Origin of the sequence: Phocaeicola sp. ICN-14070, assembly GCF_037892625.1 — a bacterium.
GTDB lineage: Bacteria > Bacteroidota > Bacteroidia > Bacteroidales > Bacteroidaceae > Phocaeicola > Phocaeicola plebeius.
On record NZ_JBBKBF010000009.1, the window covers coordinates 19,515 to 43,702 of the forward strand.

The following is a 24,188-nucleotide window of genomic DNA, read 5'->3' on the forward strand; positions in this document are numbered from 1 at the left end:
GATTGTTTATAAAGGAGAAAGAGCCGGGATGCGTGATGCACCTCGGCTCTTGTCTATTAAAACGGCTTGCATTTCCGTCTTATCTTGCCTTTCCTTGATACAAGCGATGTCTGTATCTTGCTTTTCAGTTCTTTGAATTTCCCCTCCCAATTCGCTTGACTACCTGGATTGGTGATGCTCATCCAATCGGCAAGCACCCTGCATACAAGATATTCATGTATCAGATGATTTAGTAACTGCACGGTCGTCATTGAAAAGCCAACCGGCAAATTCAGTACAATATCGTATGCTTCAGGAGCAGTCAGTACATTATCGAAATTTTCTTGCGTCTCGCCTATTTCCGTTTTTGTATAGGGAAAAAGCATTTCCACACATTCGGCATGGGCAAGATTCAGTACCCTTGTTACCCGGTCGATATTTCCTTTCTGACCGATGTCGAATACCTGATGCCGGGCGTGTACATCGTCTGTTTTCATGATGTCGCCCTCAACAAACGAATAGTTCTCGGCATCATATATCAGTTCCGACCGTTTGAATGTCAGCGTTACAGATTTAGTCTGTAGCTGATTATCACTACAGCAATACATTATCAACTATATGTAGGGCGTTCAGGGCGACTGCGCTTATACAAAGCACGCTTCACATTCTCTAACGATACTCCTGAATGGGAAATATAGGTTTCTGCATCCTCCTTGTTTGTAATGGCGAACCAATCTCCAAGAGCCATGTCCACAAGGTAAGAATGTATGCCGTTTCCCAATGCGTCTGCCGATGAGTTGTTGTAGTTGCTTGGCAGCTCAAACGAAAGTTCAAGCACTCCGTCATTGTCAATCTGTTCGGCAATTAGGTTATCGCTCGTGGTTTTGTCTTCCGACAGATACTCTCCGAGCAGACTTTTCAAAGCCGAGAAAGCGTTGGCCAAGGAACGGCGGATTTGGTAGCTGTTCTCATCATCATCACTTGCTTGCATGTTCGAGGCAGCTTCGTATGTCTTTTTGCCTTCTGCCTCTCGTGCCTGTCCTGTCAAGTATGCCTTATTCTGAATGTCATAGATAAGTTCTTTAACTTGTTGCGTGACGGTCAATGTCTTTTTATTCTCTGCCATAATACATTTATTTAATTGTTACTCGTATCGTATGTAGGGCGCATTGGCTTTTTCTTGAAAAACGCTTTGCGCATGATGTCTTCCAAATAGGTGGCGGCTTCCGAAGCATATCCGGTTGCTTCACTCTTGTTGGTAAATGTGTACCATTTGGCCGTAATGTTCATCACAAAAAATGAAAATAGGCTGCGTTGCATACTGGCAGTCAGACTGTCATCGAATGCTGTTGATAGACCTAATGTCAAAGAATACTCACCGTTCGTTTCTTCCTCCGATATAAGTACCTTTTTCAAACTGTTGCAAACCATATTCTTGCACTCGTTCCAAAAGCGTTCAAGGATGGATTTATCCTCTTCGGTGGTTGAAATGGTCTCGTAGGCATGTTCATCGTCCATCTTTGCCCCTGTGTATTCCGTAGTCTTTGCCACTTCCTCATACACGGTTTCTTTATTTATTGTCAATACTATTTCCATATTCAAAAACTAAATAGATTATATGATATACCTACACCAACGTAGGGGGCGAACTGTGGCGTTCCTCTCAAAGTCATCCCGTAGCCCACCTGTATGCCGATGCTCCATCGCTTTGTCTTCGGGCGTTTGGTTATGGTCATGGTTTCGTGCGGCATACGTAATATCAGGCTGTCAAGACTTGCATTGTACCCGCTCACGTATGCTGTATAGGTGTCGCCCTCATATTTGGTTTGCGTGATGGGTACCTGCACCTCTACACTGTCGGCTGAAATCTTTTCGCCCATATCCTCGAAATGGTCTTTGTTTAGGAAATTCACTTCCTCATCATCGGGAACGCTTTTGCAGAAATTTTGTACACTATCCTGCAATATTTGGGGCTTTTCGGGAAATTTCTGTACGCTTTTTGGCAATTTAGGAACGCTTACAGGCAATTTTGCCGTAATGCTACCAAGCGGCTTTTCTTCTTTCGGGGCAGGTTGGTGGTAAGCGATAGTATCAAATATCGTTACCCTCATCGTGTCCGGCACAGGCGTTCCGCTTTTGTCGCCGATGATACCCCTGCCGCCGTTCCACAGAACAGAGCCGATAAGCAGCACCAACAGCACGCACAACAATATGTTTTTAGTCCTTTCCATACTTGTAATCCCAATCCATCAATGCTGCAACGTGAGTTCGCACAATAGCATCACGCCCCTTGTCTGAAGTAAGGTAAGCTACATCCTGTTCATTGTCCATGAAAAAGTTTTCCGTAAGGACGGCGGGGCATTTTGTTTTGCGTAGGATATAGAAAGCCTCTTCCCAGTCAGGGTCACCGTCCGATAAATCCTTACGGATTGTAAGTCCGGCAAAATTCTTTTCCGCTTCGGCATACAGCATGGTGGCAAGTTCATCGCTCTTGGTTTTGCCTTTGCTTGTGTAGGCACTCCAACCACGAGCCTTTCCCCATTCACCGTTTTTCGATGCGTTGCAATGAATGGAAACAAGCACCACATTCTCTGCGCCAAAACGTCCGCAAATCTCATTCACACGCCTTACTCGTTCTTCAAGGGGTATGTCTTCGCTTTCGGTTACAATGCGTTCCGCATCAATGCCCAAAAATTTCAACTCTCCCTCGATGCTTTTTGCTATTTCTCGTGCGTAGCTGTATTCTCTGAACTTACCGTCAGGACTACGCTTTCCCGTAGTATTCTCGCCATGTCCGTTGTCAATCAATATCTTCATGCTTGGTAATTTATTGGGTTAGTATTCGCTTGGTGGAATCCTGTCTGCACAACCGTGTTTGTTGCATTTTCTAAATTCCAGTGCCTGATTCTGAACGGCAAGCTCGCTGTTCTTTTCGCTTAGTTCGCGGATAGTGTCGCGATATTTGGTTATCTCAGTATAAAGGTGGTCAATCTTTGCGTCCAGTTCGGCAACCCGCTTTTCTTTCTTCTCGTACAATTCTTTCCACTCCGCAGCATAAGCTGTGATGTTGTCTGCCTCGGTTTTTTTCGCCTCGGCATCTGCTTTTTTTGCCTTGCTTTTAATCAATAGTAAGGGCAATATCACTAACGTGATGAGAGAACCGATAACTTGTATAATCGTGCTTAATTGCTCCATATCAAAGTTCCTCCAATTAAACATCCCAAACAAACTCCGGCTATCGTTAAACCGAAATCAATCCAATCCCATTTGCCGCCATGCGCCTTGTCCTTATATTCCAATGCACCTGCCGTCAATACTCCGGCATACATTGCAGTAAACCAACCGAATGCAAAAATGCCGATAATCAGTCCTCCAATGAGGTGTTTCCACCTGTTGCTCATTCCGAGCCAATCAATAAACTTTTTCATTGTCATCGCTATTTTAAATTAAACATAGTCCAATCCACACTGTCTTTTTCCCTCCATCCGTCCTGAACGGTCTTTATCACATAGGCACACACCGATTGGGAGAACGCAATAAAATCATCTGCATTCTCGAAAGTGTGATAGATGGGCGTACCATCTTCCTGTTCGTTGATTTTTAGGGTAAGCGGATAAGGGATGTTTTCACTTCGCTCTATGGCGGAAAAGTTCAGTTGGTTCTCAGGAGAAAGGTATATCGGCTTCCCGTTCCAAATAAAGCCGTTTATAATCTTCTCCTCCGTTGTCTTGTTTATAGCGGACACGACAATCTCTTTGACCTCGGAAAGTGTAGGCTTGCGGTTGAATGTATGCCTGTATTCCCAACCGCTTTCACTCTTTTCATCGTCTTTCCAAAAGCCAAAAAACAATATCCACTTGGAGCGTCCTGTACGCACAAGACAATCCTGCCGCTGCTTTGTGCCGTAAATCTTTTCCATTTTTGTGAGTTTTGATTTCAGGCAAAAATAGCGGAATCCAAGTGGATTGATATGTTATCCTTTTACCATCAGGTAAAATTGTATTTTCTCTTTCCTCCGTCAAATACCTCGCATTTGAGAACCGTTTCAAATGGGAAACCATCTTCAATATCGCTGATTTGGTCAAGAATGCCTTTCATCTCAACTGAAGCGGTAAAAAACTTTCCCCATTCTTGGGTCGTAGGATTTCGGAAAGATACGAGATAACGGTCTTCTCCCTCTTTGGTATCTATACCCGTTTCAAAATCATGTATCTCAATAGGTATATTTACGATGTCACTCAATCTCATTACTTTGCCGGGAAAGCGTTTCTTTCCGTCAGCAGGAGTATATGTAACTCCCATTTCTGAAAATTTCTTCATTTTCTTGTTTGTAAGTATATAAAACAAATGTTTGCAATCAGCATGGCAAGCCATACCTTTGAATGAGCCTATGATTTCCTGCCTCCTTTTGCGTGATTTGACTTTGGCAAGATTTCTGGCGGCATTCTGTTTCGTCCGTTTCCTTAGCAAGGAATAGTCACCGAAATTCACATAACCCAAAGCATCCATGCCGGATGAAATGGGGGCGACTTTCTCGCTGGGCTTGATGGTCAGTCCAAGTTTGGCACTTTCTTCATGTAGGCAATTCCTTAGTCTCCACAACTCCTTTTTGCTCTCGCCGAGGATAAAGGTGTCATCACAAAAACGGAAATAATATGACGCACCGTGCAGTTCTATCATCGCATGGTCAAGGTCATTTAGATACAGGTTGCCGAAAAACTGGGAGGAACGAAGCCCCTTGCTGATACCGGCATCTGCATCGGGATATAAAACTTTGACAAAATTCTCCAATATCGGTAGTAAAATCGGGTCAGCGATGTATTTTCTGATTTTGTCTATCAATATGCTATGAACGATATGGTCATAGTAACCTTGATAATCTGATTGATAGAAGTATTTTAGGTTTGGATTTGCTTTCATTGCAGCTTGAATGGCATGAAACAAGCCTTGCGGACCTCTTCCCTTGATGGAAGCCGCTGTTGTTTCTATCAAAATGGGAGTAAGTTTTTCCTCTATGATTTCCATAATGGCATTGCTGCCCATCCTTTCAAAGACAGCAGGGGCTTGGACTGTCCGTATTTTAGGACCGTCTTTCGTTTCAAAGGATTTTAGCGTGTTGACTCGGAAAGTTCCATTTCCTATCTGTTCTTTCATTTTTGCAAGTATGGTATCTCGATTGAGTACATATCGTACTTGGCGTGCTGTGTACTTCTTTCCATCTATTACAATCGAGTTCCTTTTTTCTGCTTCGGTAGAGGATTGGCTGAGGTTTGACAGCACACGCTTGAATGACGACAATAGGTTTTCTTCCGTTATTATTTCGGGGATGAGGTTGTATAAAGGATAACTGACCGAAGGTGTTCCCCCGGTCAGTCCTATAAAATTGTCCGTATCATCATAGACCGCCTTCCGGTCCCGTGAGGAGGATATGAAACCCTCCTCACTTGTGGTTAAAGATATGTTCCGGCTTTCCATAAATAATATATTATAATGCTTTTGCCGAGGCGCGAACCCCTCGGAGAATATAATTGCCCAACTCGTAGGCGTATAGGGTCTCCGATTAGTTAACCATCAGAATTTGAGCCGACCACCGTAGTTCGTGTTCGAGTTCGAAGATGCGTTGTTCGCGTTCGCATAAGCGAGACCGGAGTTCGCATTCGAGTTGTTGCCAGACCGAAGAACACAGCGGCGCGCGGGGTTGTCTGCCTTTATGTATCAAATGGCGAATTTCCCTAAACCTACTATTTCAAGGTTGATACTCATTCCCATTGCACGAAATACTTTTCTGATTGTCTGTATGGTAAGATTGCTTCCTTTCTCAATGCGAGAAATCTGCGCTTTCTTAACTCCAATCATTTCGCCAAGCTGTTCCTGAGTGATGTTTCTTGATTCACGGGCTTGTTTGATTGCCTCACCAATCAAGAACGCATCAACCTTTGCTTCATATTCATCACGTCTTGGAGTTCCTTTAACCCCAATTACGCTGTCCAGCATTTCTTTGTGAGTGTAAAGTTTCATATCTTCTGCTTTTTATCGTTAAAATACTGTTTTCTAATATTCTCTGCCTTATCAATTTCTTTTGATGGGGTCTTCTGCGTTTTCTTTATAAAGCCGTGAGTGGCAATTACCAAAGTGTCCTCTTCTGTATCCCAAAATGCCAAAAGCCGATAACAGATGCTATTGTAAAGCGTTCTGAACTCCCAAATATCCGTACCTTCCAATTTCTTAAAAAGTTCTTTGTCTATGACAACTCTACTTTTGAAGATATTATAAGCGATTTTATCTTGTACCTTCTCCGGCAAAGAATGGATAAATTCATAAGCTTCTTCTGTATAAACTATTTTGAATCTCGTTTCCATTATTAACTTGATTTCCTTTTGCAAAGGTAATAAACAGTTTACATATAAAGAAACTTTTCGCTGTCTTTTTACATGAATGATTTATAATCGACTCGCTTCGCGAGAATAAAGAAAGAGGGAGCAGCCTTACGGCTCTCCCTCTGACGCTTTTTACAAACTCACGAGTTCCGCTCTATTCTATAATGACGAATTTTCCGCGGAAGGCGAGCCGACCACCGCAGTACGTGATCGAGTACGAAGACGCGAAGTTCGCGACCGCATAAGCGAGACCGGAGCTCGCACTCGAGTTGTTGCCAGACCGAAGAACACAGCGGCCTTTGCTGCTGTTTATCCAGAATCCTGCAGCATAATTGGTCACAAACATACTGGTATCACTCGCATGTACTCTTCGCGGCAGAATGTCACATTTTGCTCCATGTACCAAACGTACAATATTATGCCCGTTTGCCGAGTTCGCAGTCATTACGGTACGCTCTGTTTTCTTTATCGGATCATAAATATGCGCTGTGTAGTCAGACGGATATGAAGAATCATTTTCCGGACATCTCGCTTTGTAGAACTGCTCATAATTACTCACATTGATGGCTATATTATCCATCCATTCTGACTGACAGCCCACATACCCTTTCAACCCCATGATTGAGTTCAGCGAGTTTCCTGTATTCTTGCTGTCTGCCATACCTATATTGTCCAGCTTGTTCAGGTTGCTGCCAAAGCCACCGTTACCTACAAGTGCCTGCTCATTTGTTGTCCCGCTTAGAGCCCACCACAGATTGCTTATTTCCTTATTCTGCTCATAGTCTATCAGCTGATACCCGTCTTCCCTGAGTCTGCACAGATTCTGGAAATCCTTGAATGTGTAGTTCAGGCTACCTTTAGGAGCCTCGATAGGATTCCCCTCGCTGTCGTACTTCCACTCACCGGAAGTGGATGAGACATTGTTGCCGACTTTCGCTGTGACATTTCCCGATAAACTTCTTGCTCTTTTCATACCGTCCGTAGTTACCGGATATATGCCTACCAGACTGTCATTGTCACCTACCTCATGCTCTGTCCATTCCGGTTCTATTGCTTCAATATTACTGCTGTCTACAGCAAGACATTCAATATCTTTAATATCCCGGAACGAAGTAAAATAAAACCATTTTGAGCCTCCGGGCACGTCACAGAACAAATAGTCTCCTGTCAGGAAATCAAAATAGGCGTGGCTCACGTTCATGATAAACGTACCGGTCACCCGGTTGTTTTCGTCTGTGAACACACCTCCTAGGCGAGCGTGATTCACCCCAGGCCATCTCACCTGTTTCATTCCCTTCACGTCCATCCTGTAGCTGTTCGTGTTCGCAGCCGTGCTTATCACGTCTTCTCCCATGAGTTCTCCAGCAACTGCATCACTTGCATATACGCCCGTGTTCTCCCTGTACAGCATTTCCGACAGCTTCTGCTTACGGGTGTTCTGTGCGGTCGACAGCGGTTCCTCCTCCGTAGTCGATGGTATGAAGTATTTTGCCTGGTTCTTATAATCATTCACTCCCTTGTACCAGTGGTGCGGTGCATGCCAGAATATGTCAAAGCCTTCTCCGGCTGAGTCCGTAATGTCGAAGCTGTTTCCGTTCTTCAGATAGTTGAAGTCTTCATCACTTAGCTGTACGCCTTCAAGCTGCTTCAGTTTGGTATTATACGAACATTTGTACGCATGACATCCTTCTCTTATTTTGAGTATGTGTCCGCTTGCCACATAGCTGTTCCCGTAGTCTGCTCCTGTCTTGTTCTCCGGATTGCTGTACCTTTCACAAGAATCACTCTCCACAACATCGCTGATTTTTACGATGGAGAATTGAGAGTTGTGAAGTTCAAGTTGGGGAAAATAGGCAGCAAACGCATTTATTTCGTCTGTTTCCACAAGTTCGCTCAATATCCAACGGCCGGTAATACCACTGCACTGTTCCTTTTCATCGTAGGCATTTCCGTTTGCATCAAGTCCGATAGCACCGCTTTCCTTGATGGAACGCAACAGTCCGACACTGGCGGTTGCATTCACATTGGGAATCCGGACGGTCTTTAGCGCACTCGCATTGACTATCTGTTCCAATAGCGTCATGGCATCTACATACGGACACTCATTGACAAATATCTTTGTTATCTTGGCTACACCACCGAGCGTCAGTCCACCGGGATAGGTAAGGTTGGGCAGGTTGTTCAGCACGAGTTCCGTTATTGTTTCCGGAAGCGTAAGTTTGTCTATCGGCGATGTTTCAGCCAGTGTGATGGCAGAAAGTCCAGTATTGTCGGCATATACGGAAACCAGACGCGGACACTTCGATGCGTTGACGGTCTGCACTTCTGTGTTGCGCACATCAAGAATGCGCAAGAACGGCATATCACCCAAATCAAGGTTGGTCATATAGCCTGTGTTACCGGGCGACATCGTCCAATTGCCATGAGACTCTCCACCCACATACAATTCCTGCAACAACGACATCTTGGGCAATGTGTTTCCAAATTGGGGGTCGATACTGACTTCACTCAAATCAAGCATACTCATTCGGTCTGCCTGATAGATGTATAGCATAATGTTTTCTCCGTGTTGAAAGTTTGTGAAAACACCTTCTTCTCCGGCTTTAAGGTAAATGCCTTCCGTGATATTTCCGCTGTCGTTACCAATGCCGAAATATCCGCTCTTTGCTGCCTTGAAGCGGATGACGGCACCTTCTTTTGCACCGATACGTCCACCGATATAACCACTCTCCGCCTTGAAGTCGCCGCAGCGGTAGTAGCCGTCACGGATGCGCCAACGTTGTTCAATAAATGCCGGTAGTGAGGTTAGACCCAAGCCTTGCAGGGCATAGAAATAAAGGTCTCTGTACCCTGTATATTTAATATACTTGCGTTCTCCGTCATAGCTTGATACCACTTTCTGCCATTTCTTCAGGCGTTCTGTCACGAAATAGTGCATAGCCCCTTTAGGTGAGAAAGGACCCGCGCCTATACCGAGCGTGTCAGGCAGGGAGCGCATGGTGTCGGCTATGGCCGGCAAGGTAATGGTATTGCCGTTTTGGTCAACTTCCATTGTCTGCTGTCCTCTTATATCGTTCCATAGCACAGAACCTCGTCCTGCGTATGCACTGTTTGTCAAATCGCCGGGGTCAACTTCCGGGTCAATGGTTTGTCCACCGTCATTATCCTTTCCGTTGCAGGTGTCGCAATCATATACCTTGTTGCAGTACATTCGTCTTGCCTCCATACCGTTTGCTCCACTATATATACCGTCTTTCACGCTGCATCCGTCCTCCAAGAAGAACATGGGCTGCATATTCTTTGCTTGTTGGTCAACAGCGGCAAGGTAGTCGGTAAACAGGTAGTATGATACCAACGAATAAGGACTGATGTATTTCCACATTTGCGTCTTCCATATCTCCTGCCATTTCCCTACAAGTTCTTTCTTGGCATAGTCGCAGCTGTCGCAGAATTTAAGTACTTGGTACAGGTCGAACGGTACTTTCCGTCCCATGGCCAGGTCTATCTGCAACTGGTCATCGTCAATCATACACTCGAAGTAACGTGTCCACATCGGGTAGGTTTCCTGTCCGAGTTTCAGTTTGGTAACCCAAGAGGCCTCGGCGGTGGTCGGCTCCATCATGTCGGCAACACTTCCCACTCCCTGCCACCAGTTCATGGCATCATAGGTCAGAAGTTCGTAACCACTCACGGGGTTAAGTACTTTCCCGGTAATCTGCCATTTGCCGCCAACCTGTTTCATTTCTCCGGTTTGTGCAGTCCATTCACCTCTCTCATATGCCATAAAGCGATAATCCTGTCCGCAATACAATGATAAAAGATATAGTTTATCCTTATTTGTTGTTCCATCATTCTTGAAACGAGTTTCTATCTGGTCAAGATTCTCTTCTTCTTTACCAAAGTATTCTACAAAGTCTCCATAATTGATGCAACCTTTATTGTATCCGGGAGTATCTTTAAAACCAAGCGCAACCTGCTCGCCTTTGTCTTCTTTCCAGTTTCCTTTGGCGTGAAACCATGCATCGGTAAGGCTTTCTTGTGTCGCACGGAATGCGGCAATGGGATGATTGGCTGTCGAATGGTTCATCTGCAATCCTTTCAACGAGACATCGCTTTTTGTCCAAGTGCCGTCAAATGCACGCTGTGCCGGAGTAAGGTAATCACTTCCAAGAGCACGGAAAGTGGCATTCATCAGGTCGCATACACCGCAGTCGTTTGCCCCGGAACTGTCAGAATAGTCCACCTTTACTGTGATAATCTTCACAGGAATAGTATTTTCTCCTACACGCACATAGCCTATTTTCATAAGTTCGTATGAAATTCGGGCATCTTCGTTGTCATAGTCCGGGTAGATAGGTGTAACTTCCCAACCTTCATTTTTCTGAAGATAGAAGCGGTCGTTCTTGATAGGTCGCTTTGCCGATGTTGTTCCCTGTCTTCTCCATTGTACATTGATTGCCTTGAAACTTCTCCATGGTCGTTTCGGGTCATAGTAGAATAGTGTACATTTGAATTTCTTGCTCGTATCTATGTCACCGTCAAATGTGTCAAAGGTCTGCTGGTCTGCCACCACTACATAATAAGGCATTCCCTTGGCAGAAAGGGCTTCTATGGTGGGGCGGTTTTGCGTGTCAAGCACGTTCTCTTTCTCGTATTCCACAACCATGGCAGTGGTGTCTGTCAGTTTGCACAAGTAGTTTTGGAACGCCTGTGCCCATTCATAATGACTCTCGTAGGCAAGCATATAGTACAGGTATAGGTCTCCTTCCGTACCGTTGAACGTAACGGTTCTGTTGTTAAGGATTGCACCACTGTCACTGATATAACCGATACAGCCCACTTCTTCTCCGTTCAAATACAACTTCATGCAGGAGTAATTGCTTCCACCCCGTGATACATAAATGGTGGACGGTTCGACAACTACTGCCATCGTGATTTTCTCGCCAGAGCGAAAGCTGCGCTCAACTAAGGCAGGCTGTCCTGTTTTACAGTAGATAGCAGCTTTGTTGCCGCATACATAGAAACCTGCACCGCTATCAGCATCATAGCACTCTATGAGTTTTGCATCCGCTTCCTTGATGTTCTTGGTGGCAAATGCGAATTGGACGGCACAACCTGTAGTCCGTTCGGTGGCGGAATTCCCGAAAGGGTGGTAGTCCAATATCTCCGCTTTTACATTCTCTGCTATGCGTAGGCATCGTTCGCCCAAGTAGTCCGTAAAACCGTTACTTGACCAGTTTGCACCCCTTACATCCATCGTTATGCCGTTGTTCTCTATGGTATGGTCGCTCTCGCTGTTGCTGCGTGCGGAAAAATCATATCCGAACAAAGCCCCGTCCTTGATTGCCATGTCAATGGCACTCCCTTTTACAATCACCTTGATTTCATTGGTGGACACGTTTCCACTTTCTGCATGTACGGTAATGCTCTGGCTTCCGTCCGTGCTGTATCCGCTTATCTGCTTGTTCACGGTAAGCGTTTCGGCAATCATGGCTTCCACGGATGTCACTTTCTCATCGTCATAGAAGACATCCACGTGCGTTTCCGTCTTGCCCGATGTGTATGCGGCGACTTCTACAGTCAGGTTGTCATACAGACGGAGCGTACCGTTGTTGGTGTCGTTGAACCGGATTGCCACAATAGGAGTGGTGTTGTCAGCATCAACGCACATGATGGCGGAGTAAATGGTATTGCCCCTTACCCCGGATTTGGCTTCCGTTCCGTAGATGCGTACCTGGTATGCTCCGTGTGTCATCCGCTCGCCGCCGCCGAACACGTTGCTCGGATTGACGGATATGCTTTTGGTGTAACTGTCATTGACTGTTGCTTCGCCCAGTTTCTTCCATTCCCCGTTGTAAAGCATTTCCACCGTGGCACGTATGGATGAGGTGTTGTTGGGAAACTTGTAGAATTGTCCTATATTCTTTGCCGTACCTCCTACGGTCAATGCGGTACTGCTTGTGTAGTTGAGCGGCATAGGCTGTTCCACGGTAATATCCACAGCTACAATGGTAATGGCTTTCTTTTTGGTATTGCCGTCCGCATCGGTAGCCTGAACAAAGAAACTCTTGGATGCGGCACTGCTGAAGTACTCAGTAAAGTCAAGTTCAAACTTGTAGTCCGTTGCACTTGCTGAGCCGGTTTCGTTCATTGCCTCGCTATACAGGGTAAGTCCTGTGCTTGCATCAATGATTGAAACATTACGGATAACGCCAAGCACTTCGTTACCGTCCGGGTAACTGACACTACGCAAGGCTACATTGATTTTTATCTCAGAACCGAACGCCACAATGGGGGCGGCTTCCTCAAAGTAGATGGATAGGGTGCTGTCTTCGCTCGAACCGCCGCCTCCGCCGTTCTTCGGAATCTTAAGTACTACATCTTCTATTTGTCCTCCATTCAGATTCACGGCTTTGTAGTAGATATATTCCTCATCACTTTCTTCATCAAATCCACCGATTGATTTTTCCTGCATGGCGTATGCGCCTCCTGTGGAAAGGGCATCTTTTCCTCCTTCTTCCGGTTTATCGGATGTTTCCACGTTGCTTCCTCCGCCACCGAATGCTACCCATGGTTTCAAGTCCTCCGGTGTTATGTCGCTCGCTTCACGTGTAAATTGGTAGGTGAGCCACACGGGTGCACCGTTCTTGTCGCTTTCTGCAGTCTTGAACGTAAGGATGATACCGCTTTTAAGATAAACTTCCCCATTCTCCTTTTCAAAGTCTGACACGGCTTTGATGGCTGTTGACAAAGTGTATTCCACATTTCCGCACAGGGCATTTACATTGATTATATCGCCTATGCCCTTGCCTCCACCTGCGCCGAAATCGCTCCAGTTGTTTTCTTTAAACCAGTCCGATGTATCAGTCCATTGTTTGGAAACCCATCCGGATTCCGTCAGGAAGGTCAATACAACACCTGGTATTTTCAATGCCGGTGAATATTCGGAGGCGGAACATCGGTCAAGGGCAACGGAAAATGTTATCTCCCTGTCTGCAAGGTCAAACAGCTGGTTGACATTTACAATACTACGTGCCACGATTTGCTTGTTTTGCGAAAGAATGTTTTTTCTGTTTTCTTCCACCTGCTTCATATCCTCCTGCAGCTTTGCACCTTCATCGCCGGGAAATGCAGTAGAACTTGTGTGACCAAGTGCAAGGTCTGAACCAATTGAAGTCAGTTGCTTACCGCTCCAACGATAACTTTTTCCATCTTCTTCACATAGAAAGACTTTGCCGGAAGAGGGTATTCGCCCGTTTGTACTTGCCGTACCGAAAACATCTGCATTCAACCAGTTGTTATAATAAGTAGCAGCCTCGGATTCTCCGATTGTCGGAACGAATGCAAGCACAAAGCAACCATGTTCCTTATCATATACAACTTTACAACCCTCATCGTTGGAATTTTTGTCTATGGATTCATTTTTTACAGTAATGCCTACGGAAATGCCATAAAAATCTACCACGTCATCAATGTATCCGGGCAAGTGTCGACTCGGTACTTTCCCTTGTTCGTCAAGAGGGGCGATTCCTCCGTTTTCACCTTTTGAATCTTTGAAAGAGTTCAGTTGGCTTCCAACTTCATTCGCCTTGTTGTTTGCCTTGTTTGCGGTATCCTTGGTTGTGTTTACTTGGTCTTGCAACGAGTTGACGCTATCACCAAGCGTGGTGAGGTTGGTGTCTTGCGCTTTGTTGCGGGCCTCTATATCCGTAATGTCGTCCTGCAGTTTGGTTATATCCTCTTGCAGTTTTTCCACAGCCTCATTATATTGACCGCTGTCTATAGTTGGGTTGCCTCCACTTTGTCCGGTAGGCACCCATTCTCCACCATCTGCAACATAAATGGGGGCCGGCAATGAAACTCCTACAAGTGCCCACCAGCCATCATGCGGAAAAGGATAGGCTGCTTTTAGTTTTTCAACGGTAGTGTACAGACCTTTTCCTGCTCCTTTGATATTTTTGGCTTCAAGCCAACCATCTACGACAACATTTCCTTTCAGATGGGTTTTTCCTTGGACAGTAGCATCGCCTCCTATTGCCGTATTGCGACCTACTGATACATCACCATCTATATGCTTTGATTCGTAACTCATATTAATACAGATTTTGCCAATTCGTTCAATGCGGCACTTTTCTCCGCATCACCGAATGTAGTTAATACTAATGCTGCTATGGTATATACCACAGCGTTGTAACATCGTCCGCAAATTTCTATCGCGCCGTATTTGTCAATCTTCGGATAAGGTAGATACACGGCACGGCTTACTTTTGCTTTTGTCGTCTTGCATGAATAAAATTCCATCACTCTTCCTTCCGGGCGTATGGAAATGGCACAGACAGGGCGTTGGTACGTACCCCTGATACCTTTAAATCTGGAAGATTGTCTTGCATATTCCGGGTCATCGGTATTTATGGGATAAAATACCGCACGTTCCCAGTCATCCATTTGGAAAACGACAAAACGCATGAAATCCTCCGGAAGCAGTATCCATCCGCTTTCATGCTCTTTCCAAAATACAGCATCACCGAAGTTGTGTCCGCCGTCAAGCAGATAGGGAGGTGCGGAACTGTGTACACGCTTTACGGCTTCCACAATCTTGGACTTGATGATGTCGTTGAGTGCAAGCGTGTCCACGTCACCGATTGCTGCCAATGTGTCACTTGCCATGTTTTGGTCAAGTGCGATACGGACATCTTTCGCTATGTCGTCAAGTTGATAGACTGTCATGCTCTTTTATCCGGTTATGACAATCCTTCAAACTCAATTCCGTTTGCGGCTGCCTGTTCAGTAATTGCTTTCATGCTGCGCATGGCTGTTCGGCTGATGCCGAATGTATCGGCAAGATAATCTTTTGCTGCGGACAGGTCGCTCACTTTCACTTTTTTCAGGGTTGGGTCATTCCCATCTGTGGTTTCTCCGTCCTGACAGTCTTCTCCTGTTACTTGGTTATCGACAGTTGGAATTTCTTTATCTTGCAGATTTTCTTCTGTTTTTGCATTTATCTTTTCACTTTCATCCTGCATACTGTGTAGCCGGAACAACTTTCCAAAATTGTAATGTTTTTCGATGGCACGCATTATGTCCTCGTTGTCTGTTGTAAACAGGCTGCTACCGTTGGACAGAGGTGTGAACGAAATATGCAGGTTCTTCTTACTTGGAAGCACTACGTTGATACTCACGTTGGTGTTCGCTTTATAGGTTTTAATCATATACTTGTAAATTAAAAAAGGGATGGGACTCCTTATCCCATCCCCGGTTATTGATTTCTTTTTGTGGATTATTAAGGCTCTTCAACAGGAGCTTTGGCAAGACGCATTCTTGCATGTGCTTTTGCATAGCGCAAGTACAAGCAGCTTACTTCTTGGATTACTACTGCATCGGTACGGCGGATACCGGCTTTCTGCAAGTCAAGTACGTTTCTTGCCCAAGAGATATGTGTTTTCTTCGACAGGTATTCCGGGTCCATTGCAAAGCCGCAGTCGCTCATGCCATTCACGTCAAATAGTTCGTGATGAATGGTCAGTACCTCTCCGAAATCGGTATCCCAAGATTTGAATTTCAAATTCCAAACCTCAACAGTGTCTTTCAGGCGGAACTTCTCACTCTTGATTTTCGAGAATGCAGACAGCATATCGCTACCGCAGAAAAGGATTTTGCGTTTGTTGCCGATACCTGTACCCACAAAGAGGTCTTTGGTAATATCCACAAGGTTTTCATCGGTAATGATGGCGCACTGCTTGTCCGCATTCCATTCGCCCACTTCGATGTCTTTGCCAGCCATCCACCATATACCGCCTGTAAACCAAGTGTTCATACCGTCCTTGGCAATATGCTTGATGACATTCTTGACACCGAACAGATAGGTATTCTCCATGGCGAGGCGCATATCATATACACCGTCCTCCTCAATGTCCGAGAAATTCCAGTTCACTTCCTTGGCGGCAATCTTGTCAAAGGTGGACTGCTCTACCTGAATCATGAAGTTCTGACAATACTGGGTTTCAGGCATCGGGATATTGTTGAAGCGTCCTGTCTGTACATCCAACTCACCACAAGCCTTACCCATACGAACAAGTGTTGTTCCTGAAGGAATCTCCGGTACAAGGATTGGTTGCTTACTCGAACTGTCCATGTCACCGTTAACAGCATACACGGTTGGTAAGTTTGTTGAGCTATCTTTACCGCATACACATAATACAAGGTCGGGAACATTGCTGTCTTCCAGCCCGTATTTTGTTCCATCCGGCTTCGTAATGGCTTTCACACCTACTACTCGAATGGTATCATCCAGAGTAAACATGTTCAGGTCATCTACCGGAAGGGAGGTGCTGGCTCCGTTCAGCATCTTTTCTACTTTCTTGTTGGTACTGCACTTGATTTCTCTTGTGCCTACGCTGTAATACTTAACTTCGAAAGAGTTTGTACTACTTGATTTTGCATAACGGCTGATTTGGTCGATAGGAGTTGCCATCGGACGTATCTTCACGATACGTTTGTCCACATCGCTCAAATAAAAATTTGAGTCACCATCCGTTCTGCCTGCGGTTTCCGTTGCGATACCGTCTGTTCCGCCCGTACCGTCAGCTCCGGCTGTTGTTTTACCTGCATCAGGGAGTTCGGAGGCGTTGGCCATGAACACACCGCTTGATGCGCCTGTCACAAATGCCAATACCATCAGCATGATGCGACACAGAAAACTTGTTGCTTTCTTCATTGCTCTTTTAATTTTTGAAAAGTGAATAAATAGAATTGATTTTACTTGTTTGTCCTGCGTTTTTCTCCGCCACGTTCCCAAATGTTCTGAGTTCCGTAGTTTTGGTCAATGACACCCAAATCTGGCATTTCTCTTGTGCCGCCTTTGCCTCCTCCGTTCTTGCTGCTGAGATTGGCCGTGCCGTCATTCTTGCTGCCCTTGCGCAACTTTTCTTCAATCTTGGTGTTGCGGCCTCTTACTTCGCCTTCTCGGTCTGCCTGTTCCACATCGCTGTCATGCCGGATGGCTTTGAGTGCCATTGCCACGCTCTCACGTGTGAACTTGCCCATGATTCCGTCACGCACAATGCCGACAAGGAAATCCATTGCACTGTCAATGTCCTCATCAGATAGTCCTTCATCTTGCTGCATGGTTTCAAGGGTGGTCAAAGTCTCGTTGAGGTTCTTCTGATACTCTCCCTCGTACTCTTTCTCTTGGGCGATGCGTTCTGCAAACTCCTTATTGGCGGCTGCAAGTGCCTCCTGCTTTTCGGGGTCTTCAAGTGCGGCCTTGAAATCATCCCCGAATTTACGTACCATACCGATGATAGGGTCTTCGCCCTTTCTCCAGTCGGTAAGAAAAGCGGCACTGCGCGGGTTGCTTGCAAATAAGTCCGAGAGAGCTTTTTCTCGCTCACGGTATCCAGACAATTCGTTGTCGTAACTGTCGTAATCGTCATTGGTTTGACCAAATAACGCTTCATCATCGGCAAACTCCTTGTCGGGATACTTTGTTTTCAACCGTTCCATGTATCTGTCCCGGTTGCTTTTAACTTCCGTATTCTTAGGCATATACTGTAAAAAATTAATGTTGTCTGAAACTTTGAAGCAAAAATAAGCTAAGATACACGCATTCTATGTTTATCTTTTTACGCTCCAATAGGTAACTTTGGTACACGGTTAAAGCTGTAATCTGTTGTAGGAATGAAACATAAAGGGGCATTGATGGAGTACTTTCAAGAACGTTCAGACGACTTGATGAGGGCGTACGATGAATATATTGAATCGTGCGACTACATCCGTATGCCTGATGTGTACAACAACATTGTCAATATGCCTTCACGCCGTTTTTGGGTAAGCGATATTCGGGCAGCTCTTGTGGTATCAGCGATGATGAAGGGCAAGGCGCATTTGGAGAAGATGTGTCCGTCCAAACGTGAAATGTACGAAGAAATCTATAGCCGTGTCATGGTAATGTACACCGATTATCCCGATAAGACTGTTTCTGAACTATGTTCTATGGTTGTCATGCAGCCCGCCCCTAAATTCTACCTCACGCCTGGTAGTGCAAAGATTATGGTTTGTAAAGCAAGGAAAGAATGGGTAAGACGAAAACAACAAAGGCTGTTTCGCTTTTAATTTCAATCATTGTATGCTGCTTGGCTTTGCAGGATATTCAAGATTGGTCAGAAGTCGGTATCTTCAAAGATTGCGGACCGGGGTGTCGTATGTCATATCCATTTTATCATGTGAATATAATTCACGCCGCACTTAATGCGTGGTGTCTGCTTTCGGTCGTATTCATATACAATGTGTCATTATGGCGCTTGGTATTCGCATACATTTTCGCCGTATCTGTTCCAGTATTCTGTCTATCCAATATTCCTACGGTTGGACTTTCAGGACTTGTATTTGTACTGTTCGGTTCTGTTTCTTTCGAGGTAGAAAGAAAGGTCTATTATCAATTATGGATGGTTGCCTATCTCGTCATCGGTTTTCTTTTTCCCGGCACCAATGCGTGGGTACACTTGTACTGCTATGTCGTAGGGTGTTTGGCGGCATTGTTGAACAAACCTGTAAAAATCGGTTAATATGCAGGAGGAAATAAGACTTATCATCGAAGAAAACAACCGCCGAAACGCAGAGGTGTATGCACGCTTTGACCCAATTGGCGGGTTCGGTTCGGTTGGGGAACGTGTAAAGGTCTGTATAGAGGACTTCCCGATACGCATCCAATGCCTGCCTGTCGAAATGATGGATGTACCGCTTGTTCGGCAACTTGTCGAATGTGGCTCTGTCAAGGCATTCTTGCAGGAACTTGGAAATGCCAATGAGGAAAATTATGAAAGCGACCGACTCAAAGTAATAAGTCAGTTTGTGCGCATACGTAACAAATATGACTTCCCTTTTTGGGCGGCAACATTCGTCTATATCAAGAACAAGGGGGGAGGCGAAGATGTGTTATTTCGCCTTACTCGACCGCAACGTCGTTTCGTTGAAAGGTTGGAACGATTGCGAAAAGCTGGTAAGCCTATACGCCTTGTTTTGCTGAAAGCACGGCAATGGGAAGGTTCTACTACTTCGCAAATATATATGGCATGGTTGCAGTTGGTTCATAAAGTAGGACTGAACTCACTTATCATCGCCCATCAAGGTGCGGGTTCGGACGAAATTAAGGATATGTTCGACCGTATGATAAAGAACTATCCGGTGGATATGCTGCACAAGCTGGGTGAAACCTACAGCGAGAATGAGCCTAAAATGGTTGGGGTCGGTAAGTCGGGCAGTATTCATCGTGTACCGCAACGCAACTGTAAGATTAAGATTGGTACTGCCGAACGACCTGACTCCTGCCGTGGTGGAGACTACAACCTTGTGCATCTGTCCGAGGTCGGACTATGGAAAGCGACAGATGGGAAGAAGCCCGAAGACATTGTGCGCTCTGCCTGTTCGGGAGTGCTGCTGCGTCCATATACAATGATTGTATATGAAAGTACAGCCAATGGTACAGGTAATTTCTTTCAAAAAGAGTATGACGATGCTAAGAACGGAAAATCCCAGTTCGAGGCAATGTTCGTGTCGTGGTTTGACATAGAACAGTATTCGTTGCCTCTTGACGATGTGGAAGCTTTTGCACAAATGCTGTATGCAAACCGTGAGAATGACGGCATACCTTCATCCCGTGAGGAAAACGGCAAATATCTGTGGTGGCTGTGGGAGAAGGGCGCAACGCTTGAAGCTATCAATTGGTACATACAGGAACGTGCCAAATATACCGAACACGGATTGATGGCGGCAGAGTTTCCTTCCGATGATGTTGAGGCGTTCGTTCATTCCGGCGCACGTGTGTTCGACAAATACAAGGTCGAGAAACTTAAAGCATCATGCAAGCCTCCACGATATGTAGGAGAAGTATATGCCGATGGTGATGAGGGGAAGAAAGCATTGCAAAACCTCCGTTTTGTTGGTGACAGCCAAGGCTTGCTACATATTTGGGAAATGCCTGAGATTTACGATGACGAAGTGGTAACCGACAGATATTTGACGGTGGTCGATGTCGGTGGGCGTTCCAATAAGGCTGACTGGTCTGTCATTGTCGTGTTCGACCGTCTCTTCATGAATGACGGAGGAAAACCCACTGTTGTGGCGCAATGGTACGGACATATAGATATTGACCTCTTGGCGTGGAAAGCGGCACAGATAGCGGCTTTCTATGACAATTCCATGCTTGTGATTGAGAGCAACACACTTGAAACACATGACAAGGAAAGGCAGGTGGACGGAGACCAATCCCAATTCATTCTCAATCAGATTAAGGATGTTTATCCCAACCTGTACGCACGCAAGCAGTCGGAGGAGGCTATTCGGGAGGGCTTGCCTGTAAACTACGGCTTCCACACCAACATAGCTACAAAACCGATGGTAATCTCAACCCTTGTGAAAGTCATCCGTGAGAGCCTGTATGTTGAGCGTGATGCCCGTTGTCTGGACGAATATCTGTGTTATGAGAAGAAACCGAACGGGGCGTTCGGGGCGATTATCGGTAAACACGATGACTTGTTGATGACCCGTGCCATTGGTCTGCACATCTGTTTCTTTGAAATGGATATGCCTAAATTCGTACCTCGTGTGGGAAGATATATCAGCAGGAAGAAAAAAGCGGTATCTGCCGCAACAATATAGTTTAACAATTTAACAATAGGAAAGATGAACATCTTTAAGAAAATCCGTGCTTCACTCCGTTTGCGTGAGGCAGTAAGACAAGCCGACAAGGCACATCGTGAGAATGGACAACGCTACTATGTAATGCCGACAAGTGGCGTGAGTGGACAACTTGTAATTATGGATAGGAACAATTTCCGTAAACTCAAGCAGAAGCACTATATCAACCATAATACATTCGTCAGAGACCTCGAATTTGAGTGTTTCTATTGCACTCCGTACAATAACGGGGCAGGTAAATTATCTTCGGCTGTAATGGCGAAAAAACGTAATCAGTATTACTCATGGTTGGAAGCAATCGGCAAATCAAGAAAAAATGGGAAAGTACGGAGATATTGACGGTATAGCAACACTTACCAACGACCCGCTCGCACTTGACAATATCAATAAGTTTAAAGTCGGGGACCGGGTGATGTGCAACGATAATGGTGTCATTGGTACGGTCAAGGAATTGGATATTCCGAACGAAGCCTGTATTGTTGATTTCGACAATGGAGAGGAAGATGTCTGGATAGAGAAATTCCAACTGTCCAAAGAATAATAAATAGACATGAGGGTGTATCAAATTGAATATATTTGGTACACCCTCATTCTTTATCCGCTAAGCATGGGCTAATTTGATTCTTTTCTCGTTGCCTCTTGACCAAATGTCATCTTCGCTTTGTCCATATGTCGCAAGCTGTTCTATTTCTTTCTTTTGTTGTTCCTGCCAAGGCTCAAACTCTATAATATCTCTCATAAGCCATGAATCCCACCGTCCTCTGAAACAGATACCCCGGTCATCAAGGTACACATCGGCTATGATTTTTCCGCTTGTATGTTCCGGTTGATTCGGGTTTTCGTTTATATGGTCGTATGAAATATTGTTTTCTGCCAACCACTTTTCCAATTTTTCAGTTTTCTTGCGTGTCGTGAAGATGATGATAGTCCACCCGTTTTTCTTTAGGGTGGCTGTACCTGTATCTGCGTTCGGTATCATCTGCCCAAACACATCCTCGCCTTGCCAACCTTTACTGTAGTCATGAATGACACCGTCAAAGTCTATACAAATAGTTTTCTGTTCCATGATGTCGTTAAATTAAAATTATTGCCTTATTGCATTATTCAGTTTGTTCACGGCCTGCATGTTCGCACCTTGTTGCGCTTGCGCCATCAGTTCGGGAGAAAGACCGTCAGGCATTTTACCCTGTTCCAATTGCTCTTTCTGCGACTTGATGCTCTGTAATAGTTCATCGGCAAACGGGAAGTCGCCATGTTCAAGTAGTTGTTCCACGCTGATAGCTTGTGCTTGCCACAACTGCATGAGTATGTCGTTGGCAAGATGCCTGTATGCAGGGGTAGTTGTACTTTCTGTGATGCTCAAGTCAAACTCCACGTCTCGTATCTTTTTCGGGTCGTATTCAATTTGCGCACCGCTCCGTCCGGCAATGTTGAACACGCGCTTACTGTCATAGAACTGCTGTATATTTTTTACATCCTTGTATGCACCATCTACCACAAAACCGCTGAAACATTCCAACAGGTCAAGCAAAGTGGTAGTGGCATTCTGCGTCTGTTGTTGGAAATGGGCGGCACTTTCACCCGAAAATCCAGGCTTGCCTTGTAATGCTCCTGTTACACCTGAAATGTCTTCAAAGAACTTCAATTGAATATTCAGCAGTTCAGCAATGCCGATGTTGGTCGAATTGTTGGCCACTTGTTCCGGCACACGTCCGCTCTTGCTCGGTCTATAGACAATCACACCGTTGAACTCAGCCCAGCTTTCCGCAATGTCGTCAATGCTCACTCCGTCCGGCAGACAATCATCGGGCATCATCAGTACCCCTTTGGCACTCGCACGCATTATCCAGTCATAAAGGGTTATCAAACGGTTGGTATATCGCTGTTGGTCGATGACATCAGATACGAACGAATGGATTTCACCGTCAATGAACGGATAAGCCTTGAATACGTATGGGTGGCTGTCGTGTTCGTATGGCGTTTCTCCCTCTTTCAGAATATCTCCGAATGGCGACAGGTAATAGAAATACCAATAATCGTCAATAAACCACGTGGCTTTAATGAGCGGCACTTCTTCTTCGGGCATACCGACAGACTTCGCCATTTCAATACGTTCGTCATTGACGGCGACCACACACTTTTGGTAATCCTTCACATCTATCTTGAAGATGTCCCCGTTTTGATAGTCATGGCACCGGTATCTTGGTTTTTGCTCCTTGCGCCAGACCTCAATGACTCTGCACCGTCCCGGCTCGCTCGTAAACAGAAAATCGTAGTTTTCCAAACGGCTGTAGCCGAAACGCTCTGCATACGAGGCGATGTATTCTTTCTTTGCCGCCCACTTGTAGATGTCTCTAAGTCTGCGGTAATCTTCGGGTGAAGAGGCGAACTGTTCGCAAAGCTGCCCGAATGAAATATCGTGTATCTCGCCAAGAACCGATACATCCCAACCTCTGAAATCACGCATATTGTTGTCTATGAAGAAATTGTTCGGCTGTACATAGTCCGTCCAACAATCCTCTTTTCCGTTGCGCCAACCGTATGATTTGCGATGTACAATGAAGCCGCTGATAAGAAACTCCTCCATTGTCCGGGCATATACCTCCGTCATCCGGTTCAGTTGCATATTGCATTGCAGGATGGTACTCATCGTTTCGCCCAATTTCTGCTCGTCTCGGTCGCGTGCTGTACAGGTCGGTTCTTTGCTCTGGCTTCGATACACGCCGAGTACGCTTTTTACCAATCTGCGGATAAGGTTGTTCTTCAATGGCACATTGCCCTGCCTTTTGATATACTCTTCTTCCGTCATGGTCTCACCGTCCACACATATTTTGTCATCCCACTGAAAACCGTAGGTATATCGCTTGTTGCGCTCTCTGTCCTTTCGGAAATCCTCCATCTGATTCCAATAGTGCTGTGCCTCCATCAATATATCAAACGCCCTGCGGTCGCCCGACTGCTGTGAAGACATTATTACGGTATCCATTTCCTCCGTATCACGTTTGGGTGCGACACGACTCATGGACAGCAGTCTTTTATTTCCATTTTTTGTATTATGCATAATCGTTGAATCGTTGAATATTATCAGAATGCTTTGGATAGACACAAAGGTACTATCCAAAGCATTCCTTTCAAGTA

General features: G+C 45.4%; 23 protein-coding genes. 5 read left to right on the plus strand and 18 right to left on the minus strand.

The annotated features are described in order from the left end of the window. Positions 1-56 precede the first annotated feature (56 nt). The 16 genes from WKT20_RS04490 to WKT20_RS04565 form a co-directional block, all read right to left on the minus strand. Positions 57-587 (minus strand): hypothetical protein, encoded by a 531-nt coding sequence (locus tag WKT20_RS04490; protein ID WP_340416918.1) that lies wholly within the window; start codon positions 585-587, stop codon positions 57-59. A gap of 2 nt (positions 588-589) precedes the next feature. Further along, positions 590-1,105: a hypothetical protein gene (locus WKT20_RS04495; RefSeq protein ID WP_130076421.1), complete on the minus strand. Its 516-nt coding sequence runs from the start codon at positions 1,103-1,105 to the stop codon at positions 590-592. 11 nt (positions 1,106-1,116) lie between these two features. Then, complete coding sequence (locus tag WKT20_RS04500; RefSeq protein ID WP_340416919.1) at positions 1,117-1,575, minus strand: hypothetical protein; 459 nt, start codon at positions 1,573-1,575, stop codon at positions 1,117-1,119. 2 nt (positions 1,576-1,577) lie between these two features. After that, a complete protein-coding gene (locus WKT20_RS04505; RefSeq protein WP_340416920.1) occupies positions 1,578-2,210 on the minus strand; it encodes a DUF6808 domain-containing protein in 633 nt (210 codons plus the stop codon). Further along, complete coding sequence (locus WKT20_RS04510) at positions 2,197-2,796, minus strand: N-acetylmuramoyl-L-alanine amidase (RefSeq protein ID WP_340416921.1); 600 nt, start codon at positions 2,794-2,796, stop codon at positions 2,197-2,199. The genes WKT20_RS04505 and WKT20_RS04510 overlap by 14 nt, the downstream gene beginning before the upstream one ends. Before the next feature lie 18 nt (positions 2,797-2,814). After that, the gene (locus WKT20_RS04515; protein WP_340416922.1) at positions 2,815-3,174 is read right to left on the minus strand and encodes a hypothetical protein; all 360 of its coding nucleotides are present in this window, start codon (positions 3,172-3,174) and stop codon (positions 2,815-2,817) included. Continuing rightward, positions 3,162-3,407: a hypothetical protein gene (locus WKT20_RS04520; protein WP_340416923.1), complete on the minus strand. Its 246-nt coding sequence runs from the start codon at positions 3,405-3,407 to the stop codon at positions 3,162-3,164. The genes WKT20_RS04515 and WKT20_RS04520 overlap by 13 nt, the downstream gene beginning before the upstream one ends. 8 nt (positions 3,408-3,415) lie before the next feature. Continuing rightward, positions 3,416-3,898 (minus strand): hypothetical protein, encoded by a 483-nt coding sequence (locus WKT20_RS04525; RefSeq protein ID WP_340416924.1) that lies wholly within the window; start codon positions 3,896-3,898, stop codon positions 3,416-3,418. Between the two features lie 68 nt (positions 3,899-3,966). Then, positions 3,967-5,454 carry an RNA-directed DNA polymerase gene (locus tag WKT20_RS04530; RefSeq protein WP_340416925.1) on the minus strand — a complete coding sequence of 496 codons (1,488 nt, stop codon included), beginning with the start codon at positions 5,452-5,454 and terminating at the stop codon, positions 3,967-3,969. A 240-nt stretch (positions 5,455-5,694) separates the two neighbouring features. Beyond that, positions 5,695-5,997 carry a helix-turn-helix domain-containing protein gene (locus WKT20_RS04535; RefSeq protein ID WP_340416926.1) on the minus strand — a complete coding sequence of 101 codons (303 nt, stop codon included), beginning with the start codon at positions 5,995-5,997 and terminating at the stop codon, positions 5,695-5,697. Further along, positions 5,994-6,338, minus strand: coding sequence for a type II toxin-antitoxin system RelE/ParE family toxin (locus tag WKT20_RS04540; RefSeq protein ID WP_340416927.1), 345 nt, complete (start codon positions 6,336-6,338; stop codon positions 5,994-5,996). Before WKT20_RS04540 ends, WKT20_RS04535 begins: the two co-directional genes overlap by 4 nt. Before the next feature lie 172 nt (positions 6,339-6,510). After that, positions 6,511-14,448: a hypothetical protein gene (locus WKT20_RS04545; protein WP_340416928.1), complete on the minus strand. Its 7,938-nt coding sequence runs from the start codon at positions 14,446-14,448 to the stop codon at positions 6,511-6,513. Then, positions 14,445-15,083, minus strand: coding sequence for a hypothetical protein (locus WKT20_RS04550; RefSeq protein WP_340416929.1), 639 nt, complete (start codon positions 15,081-15,083; stop codon positions 14,445-14,447). Before WKT20_RS04550 ends, WKT20_RS04545 begins: the two co-directional genes overlap by 4 nt. 14 nt (positions 15,084-15,097) lie before the next feature. Continuing rightward, the gene (locus tag WKT20_RS04555; protein WP_340416930.1) at positions 15,098-15,565 is read right to left on the minus strand and encodes a hypothetical protein; all 468 of its coding nucleotides are present in this window, start codon (positions 15,563-15,565) and stop codon (positions 15,098-15,100) included. Positions 15,566-15,636: 71 nt separating this feature from the next. Beyond that, positions 15,637-17,070, minus strand: coding sequence for an SU10 major capsid protein (locus tag WKT20_RS04560; RefSeq protein WP_340416931.1), 1,434 nt, complete (start codon positions 17,068-17,070; stop codon positions 15,637-15,639). Between the two features lie 41 nt (positions 17,071-17,111). Next, complete coding sequence (locus tag WKT20_RS04565) at positions 17,112-17,900, minus strand: hypothetical protein (RefSeq protein ID WP_340416932.1); 789 nt, start codon at positions 17,898-17,900, stop codon at positions 17,112-17,114. Between the two features lie 132 nt (positions 17,901-18,032). Between WKT20_RS04565 and WKT20_RS04570 the strand changes: the two genes are divergently transcribed. From WKT20_RS04570 to WKT20_RS04590, 5 genes are read left to right on the plus strand one after another with little or no spacing between them, the layout of a single operon-like run. Further along, positions 18,033-18,467, plus strand: coding sequence for a hypothetical protein (locus WKT20_RS04570; protein ID WP_340416933.1), 435 nt, complete (start codon positions 18,033-18,035; stop codon positions 18,465-18,467). Then, positions 18,428-18,919: a rhomboid family intramembrane serine protease gene (locus WKT20_RS04575; RefSeq protein WP_340416934.1), complete on the plus strand. Its 492-nt coding sequence runs from the start codon at positions 18,428-18,430 to the stop codon at positions 18,917-18,919. Before WKT20_RS04570 ends, WKT20_RS04575 begins: the two co-directional genes overlap by 40 nt. A 1-nt stretch (position 18,920) precedes the next feature. Continuing rightward, a complete protein-coding gene (locus tag WKT20_RS04580) occupies positions 18,921-21,011 on the plus strand; it encodes a terminase (RefSeq protein ID WP_340416935.1) in 2,091 nt (696 codons plus the stop codon). 24 nt (positions 21,012-21,035) lie between these two features. Then, entirely contained in the window at positions 21,036-21,389 is a 354-nt protein-coding gene (locus tag WKT20_RS04585; RefSeq protein WP_340416936.1) for a hypothetical protein, read from the plus strand. Continuing rightward, a complete protein-coding gene (locus WKT20_RS04590; RefSeq protein WP_340416937.1) occupies positions 21,367-21,591 on the plus strand; it encodes a hypothetical protein in 225 nt (74 codons plus the stop codon). The genes WKT20_RS04585 and WKT20_RS04590 overlap by 23 nt, the downstream gene beginning before the upstream one ends. Positions 21,592-21,651: 60 nt before the next feature. Here the strand turns inward: WKT20_RS04590 and WKT20_RS04595 are convergent, their stop codons facing one another. Next, complete coding sequence (locus WKT20_RS04595; protein ID WP_117817597.1) at positions 21,652-22,116, minus strand: hypothetical protein; 465 nt, start codon at positions 22,114-22,116, stop codon at positions 21,652-21,654. Positions 22,117-22,134: 18 nt separating this feature from the next. Continuing rightward, positions 22,135-24,072, minus strand: a complete 1,938-nt coding sequence (locus WKT20_RS04600) for a portal protein (protein WP_202975695.1) — start codon at positions 24,070-24,072, stop codon at positions 22,135-22,137. Between the last annotated feature and the right edge of the window lie 116 nt (positions 24,073-24,188).

Bases quoted from the DNA above. Each gene is read 5' to 3' on its own strand.
- WKT20_RS04555 (WP_340416930.1), bottom strand. From the start codon at position 15,565: ATGATTAAAACCTATAAAGCGAACACCAACGTGAGTATCAACGTAGTG.
- WKT20_RS04540 (WP_340416927.1), bottom strand. From the start codon at position 6,338: ATGGAAACGAGATTCAAAATAGTTTATACAGAAGAAGCTTATGAATTT.
- WKT20_RS04550 (WP_340416929.1), bottom strand. From the start codon at position 15,083: ATGACAGTCTATCAACTTGACGACATAGCGAAAGATGTCCGTATCGCA.
- WKT20_RS04570 (WP_340416933.1), top strand. From the start codon at position 18,033: ATGAAACATAAAGGGGCATTGATGGAGTACTTTCAAGAACGTTCAGAC.
- WKT20_RS04580 (WP_340416935.1), top strand. From the start codon at position 18,921: ATGCAGGAGGAAATAAGACTTATCATCGAAGAAAACAACCGCCGAAAC.
- WKT20_RS04530 (WP_340416925.1), bottom strand. From the start codon at position 5,454: ATGGAAAGCCGGAACATATCTTTAACCACAAGTGAGGAGGGTTTCATA.
- WKT20_RS04505 (WP_340416920.1), bottom strand. From the start codon at position 2,210: ATGGAAAGGACTAAAAACATATTGTTGTGCGTGCTGTTGGTGCTGCTT.
- WKT20_RS04595 (WP_117817597.1), bottom strand. From the start codon at position 22,116: ATGGAACAGAAAACTATTTGTATAGACTTTGACGGTGTCATTCATGAC.
- WKT20_RS04585 (WP_340416936.1), top strand. From the start codon at position 21,036: ATGAACATCTTTAAGAAAATCCGTGCTTCACTCCGTTTGCGTGAGGCA.
- WKT20_RS04515 (WP_340416922.1), bottom strand. From the start codon at position 3,174: ATGGAGCAATTAAGCACGATTATACAAGTTATCGGTTCTCTCATCACG.
- WKT20_RS04565 (WP_340416932.1), bottom strand. From the start codon at position 17,900: ATGCCTAAGAATACGGAAGTTAAAAGCAACCGGGACAGATACATGGAA.
- WKT20_RS04495 (WP_130076421.1), bottom strand. From the start codon at position 1,105: ATGGCAGAGAATAAAAAGACATTGACCGTCACGCAACAAGTTAAAGAA.
- WKT20_RS04560 (WP_340416931.1), bottom strand. From the start codon at position 17,070: ATGAAGAAAGCAACAAGTTTTCTGTGTCGCATCATGCTGATGGTATTG.
- WKT20_RS04510 (WP_340416921.1), bottom strand. From the start codon at position 2,796: ATGAAGATATTGATTGACAACGGACATGGCGAGAATACTACGGGAAAG.
- WKT20_RS04600 (WP_202975695.1), bottom strand. From the start codon at position 24,072: ATGAGTCGTGTCGCACCCAAACGTGATACGGAGGAAATGGATACCGTA.
- WKT20_RS04525 (WP_340416924.1), bottom strand. From the start codon at position 3,898: ATGGAAAAGATTTACGGCACAAAGCAGCGGCAGGATTGTCTTGTGCGT.
- WKT20_RS04535 (WP_340416926.1), bottom strand. From the start codon at position 5,997: ATGAAACTTTACACTCACAAAGAAATGCTGGACAGCGTAATTGGGGTT.
- WKT20_RS04500 (WP_340416919.1), bottom strand. From the start codon at position 1,575: ATGGAAATAGTATTGACAATAAATAAAGAAACCGTGTATGAGGAAGTG.
- WKT20_RS04520 (WP_340416923.1), bottom strand. From the start codon at position 3,407: ATGAAAAAGTTTATTGATTGGCTCGGAATGAGCAACAGGTGGAAACAC.
- WKT20_RS04590 (WP_340416937.1), top strand. From the start codon at position 21,367: ATGGGAAAGTACGGAGATATTGACGGTATAGCAACACTTACCAACGAC.
- WKT20_RS04490 (WP_340416918.1), bottom strand. From the start codon at position 587: ATGTATTGCTGTAGTGATAATCAGCTACAGACTAAATCTGTAACGCTG.
- WKT20_RS04575 (WP_340416934.1), top strand. From the start codon at position 18,428: ATGGGTAAGACGAAAACAACAAAGGCTGTTTCGCTTTTAATTTCAATC.
- WKT20_RS04545 (WP_340416928.1), bottom strand. From the start codon at position 14,448: ATGAGTTACGAATCAAAGCATATAGATGGTGATGTATCAGTAGGTCGC.